We start from the raw sequence: 2973 nt of genomic DNA, 5'->3' as shown, positions 1-2973 counted from the left end.
ACGTATAGCGCCCGGGCTGCCGGGACATGGCACTGACCGTCGAGTCCGGCCTGAACCGGGACCACTCGGCGTCGTACTTCTCCACCGCGGCAAGCAGGCGCGAACGCACCATGCCGTCAAGCGGCCGGGGCGTGAGGATTTCCCAACGGGTACCGATGCCGTCGAATGTGAAGTCTGCCCACTCCCCGTGCGGCACGGCCTACTTGGCCTCCGCTTTGATCGTCTCAAGCGCCTTGTTGAAGCCGCCGCTGGTCAGCGACGATCCGGCCACCTTGGACACGTTGAGCTCGTCCACACTCTTGCCCACGATCTGCGCCGCGATGCCGCCGGCGAACTCGCCCTGGAACTTCTTGGTGTTCGGATTGGACGGATGCTGGGTGATGTTCACCGCAGTGACGGTCCCTGAAGCCAGCGTCAATTCCACCCCGACAGTTTCTGTCCCGTTGGGGGAGACGTAGGTCCCGTCGGCGCTGTACGTGCCGTCCTGGTAGACGGAACCGCTGCTGGCCAGCGATGACGCCGTGCCTGAAGGTGAAGTGGTGGACGGGGTTTCGGCTGAGTTGGTGCCGGTGGCCGGGGTGCTCTGGGCGGACGGCGCGCAGCCAGCCACCGTCCCGGCGAGGGAAAGGCCGGCGATACCGGCGAAAACACTCTTGCGGACTGACGGTCTCATAAAGGGTCTCGTTTCGTGGGCTGGGTGCTTACGGTGTACTCAACGTCGGATTCAGCGTAATGGTTCACCCTGTGATTGCGTTGTGTGCGCACTGTGACGGCCGACGCTCAAATTCGTCCACGTCCCGGCCGCCGGTAGGCTAGAGGAGTGACTCCCGAAGAACTCTCCCTCGCCATATCCACCTGCCTGAAAGACGCTGTCGCCGCTGGCGAAATTGCCCTTTCCGCATCAGCCGTCCCTGATGATGTGCGCGTGGAGCGACCGAAGAACCGGGAGCACGGCGACTGGGCTACCAACATCGCCCTCCAGCTGGCCAAACAGGCCGGTACCAATCCGCGCGAATTTGCCACGGTGCTGAGCACCCGGCTGAAGTCGATCGACGGCGTGTCCGCGGTGGATATCGCCGGGCCCGGGTTCCTTAACATCACCGTGGATGCCGGTGCTGCCGGCGCCCTCGCCAAGGCCATCGTGGAAGCGGGCGCGCAGTACGGCACGAACGCGGCGCTCGCCGGACACACCGTGAACATGGAGTTCGTCTCAGCCAACCCCACCGGACCGCTGCACATCGGGCACACCCGCTGGGCAGCCCTGGGCGACGCCATCGCCCGGGTGCTGCGTGCTTCCGGCGCTGAAGTCACCGCCGAGTACTACATCAACGACGCCGGCACGCAGATGAACGTTTTCGCGCAGTCGGTCTATAACCGGCTCCACGGCCTTCCGGTGCCGGACGGCGGCTACCCCGGCCAGTACATCGCGGACCTGGGCCATGAGGTGCTGACTGCGCACCCGGACATCCGCGAACTGACCGAAGTGGCGGCCATTCCGGTCATCCGCGCCGCGGCCTACGAAGCCCAGATGAAGGACATCCGAGCGACGCTCGCCGATTTCGGCGTCGATTTCGATGTGTTCTTCTCCGAGCAGGAACTGCACGACGCCGGCGCCATTGAAAGTGCCGTCGCGCGCCTCCGCGAACAGGGCCACGTGTTCGACGACGGCGGTGCGGTCTGGCTGCGGACCACCGACTTCGGTGACGACAAAGACCGGGTCATGATCCGGGCGAACGGCGAGCCTACCTACTTCGCTGCCGACGCTGCCTACTACCTGTCGAAGAAGGACCGCGGCTACACCGAGAAGATCTACCTGCTCGGCGCGGACCACCACGGCTACATCAACCGGCTCAAGGCCATTGCGGCCGCCGCAGGGGATGATCCCGAGGTCAACATCGAGGTGTTGATCGGCCAGCTGGTTTCGGTCAACGGTGCGAAGCTGTCCAAGCGTGCCGGCAACATCATCGAACTCAAGGACCTCATCGACTGGCTGGGCAAGGATGCGGTGCGTTACTCCCTGGCCCGTTTCCCGGCAGACTCGCCGCTGACCCTTGACCCGGATCTGCTGAAGAAGCACAGCAACGAGAACCCGGTCTTCTACGTCCAGTACGCCCACGCGCGGACCCGCGGCGCGGCCCGGAACGCCGTTGCCGCCGGTGTGGACCGCAGCGCCTTCGAGGCCTCACTGCTGGACCATGCCACCGAGAACGAGCTGCTGTCCTACCTGGGCAGCTACCCCTCGATCGTGGCAAAGGCCGCTGAACTGCGCGAGCCGCACCGGGTGGCCCGCCACCTTGAAGTCATTGCAGGTGCGTACCACCGCTGGTACGACGCCTGCCGCATCGCCCCCATGGGTGACGAGACGGTGACTGACGTCAACCGCACCCGCCTGTGGCTTAACGACGCCACCAGCCAGGTGCTGGCCAACGGCCTGGACCTGCTTGGCGTTTCCGCGCCGGAACGGATGTGATCCCCATGTCAGAACAGCCCTCGGCTTCCGCGGGTCACGAGTCGCCGTTGGCACCTGAGTGGCTTGCCGTTCCTGCCGATCTGAACGCCCTGCACCAGCCGCTGTGGGCCCAGGACGTTGACCGGAACGTCGACGGCGAACTCGCCATCGACGGTATCCCGGTCAGCGAGCTGCAACGGCAGTACGGAACGCCGTTGTTCGTGATGAGCGAGAACGATTTCCGGGCCCGCGCCCGTGCATTCAGCGACGCGTTCAACAACGCGTTCGCCGACATCTGCGGCGGAGTGGACGTCTACTACGCCGGCAAATCGTTCCTCTGCACCGCCGTGGTGCGGTGGGTGGAGGAAGAAGGCCTGCGGCTGGACACGGCCTCCGGCGGGGAACTCGCCGTCGCTGCCCGGGCCGGGATCCCCGGCGCGGACGTTGCCCTGCACGGCAACAACAAGTCCGACGGCGAAATCCACCGCGCCCTCGACATGAAACTTGGCCGGATCGTGGTGGAC

The 2973-nt window shown here is 65.5% G+C and carries 2 protein-coding genes and 2 pseudogenes; 2 read left to right on the top strand and 2 right to left on the bottom strand.

The window, feature by feature from the left end; all coding sequences use genetic code 11:
* Positions 1-196: pseudogene (locus tag DBR22_RS20995) on the bottom strand (FAD:protein FMN transferase); the annotation flags it as partial.
* 3 nt (positions 197-199) lie between these two features.
* Positions 200-673 (bottom strand): FMN-binding protein, encoded by a 474-nt coding sequence (locus DBR22_RS20990; protein WP_108600582.1) that lies wholly within the window; start codon positions 671-673, stop codon positions 200-202.
* A gap of 147 nt (positions 674-820) precedes the next feature.
* Here DBR22_RS20990 and argS point away from each other — a divergent pair, with 147 nt between their 5' ends.
* Both argS and DBR22_RS20980 read left to right on the top strand, forming a co-directional pair.
* Entirely contained in the window at positions 821-2470 is a 1650-nt protein-coding gene (argS, locus tag DBR22_RS20985; protein WP_108600581.1) for an arginine--tRNA ligase, read from the top strand.
* A gap of 5 nt (positions 2471-2475) precedes the next feature.
* A pseudogene (locus DBR22_RS20980) lies at positions 2476-2973 on the top strand (diaminopimelate decarboxylase); the annotation flags it as partial.

Source organism: Arthrobacter sp. HMWF013, from assembly GCF_003061105.1.
GTDB lineage: Bacteria > Actinomycetota > Actinomycetes > Actinomycetales > Micrococcaceae > Arthrobacter.
The sequence above is the reverse complement of the archived record's forward strand: the minus strand, read 5'-3'. Positions and strand labels throughout refer to the sequence as shown.

What these genes read in the sequence shown, in the direction of transcription:
- DBR22_RS20990 (WP_108600582.1), bottom strand. Translation starts at nt 673, where the DNA reads ATGAGACCGTCAGTCCGCAAGAGTGTTTTCGCCGGTATCGCCGGCCTT.